The following is an 854-nucleotide window of genomic DNA, read 5'->3' as shown; positions in this document are numbered from 1 at the left end:
TAGGCCGTAGACTCATTACGACTGACACCAGATGCGTGCCGCGACGAGTTTGACGGCGGCGAGATAGTTGGCGGGGTCTTTATCGTATCGTGTGGCGATACCCCTGAAGTGTTTGATGCGGTTGAAGAAACGCTCGACGAGGTTGCGCTGGCGATAGAGCCACGCCGAGAAGGCGAACGTGCCCTTGCGGTTTGCCTTGGGTGGGATGTTAGCCCAGGCCTTTCGCTCCCTTGCCTTGGCGCGGATGGCGTCGCTGTCGTAGCCCTTGTCGGCCAGAAGAATGTCGCCCTCGCCGAGAGCGTCGATCAGGGCTTCGGCCTCCCTGCAGTCGGCAACCTGCCCAGCCGTCAGGCGCAGGGTTACGGGGCGGCCTTCGGCATCGACGAGAGCATGGATCTTGCTGGTCAGGCCACCACGGGAACGTCCCATGCAGCCATCGTTTCCATCCCCCTTTTTGCCGTGGCTGCGTGCTGGTGGACACGGACACAGGAGGAATCGATCATGACGATGTCGCCGTCATAAGCCTCTGAAACCGCTGCAAGCAGGCGATCCCAGACCCCTGCCTTTCGCCAGCGAACGAAGCGATTGTAACAGGTGGTCGGCGGGCCGTAGCGTTCGGGAACCTCGGCCCACGGCGATCCCGTGCGAAATCGCCACAGGATGCCGTTCAAAACCCGCCGATCATCAACACGTGGCACACCACGAGGCTTGTTCGGCAACAGCGGCGCGATGATCAACCACTCACGATCAGTCAATTCGTAACGGCGACGAGACATCAAAAGCCTCCCTTTCGAGAGGCCTTTGAATCATCAGCTCATTCAAATGCCAAGCAGTTTTATGAGTTTACGGCCTAG

General features: G+C 59.6%; 1 protein-coding gene. It reads right to left on the bottom strand.

Annotated features, from left to right (window positions below; all coding sequences use genetic code 11):
- Positions 1–15 precede the first annotated feature (15 nt).
- Positions 16–776 (bottom strand): IS5 family transposase gene (locus HWD97_RS24215; protein ID WP_119038246.1). Its coding sequence is split into 2 segments (ribosomal slippage): positions 16–461 and positions 461–776, totalling 762 coding nucleotides; the frame shifts between segments, so codons are not numbered across the junction.
- Between the last annotated feature and the right edge of the window lie 78 nt (positions 777–854).

It is taken from the genome of Ochrobactrum sp. C6C9 (genome assembly GCF_022627935.1).
GTDB lineage: Bacteria > Pseudomonadota > Alphaproteobacteria > Rhizobiales > Rhizobiaceae > Brucella > Brucella teleogrylli.
Note: the sequence above shows the minus strand (reverse complement) of the source record. Positions and strands in the feature narration are given on the sequence as shown.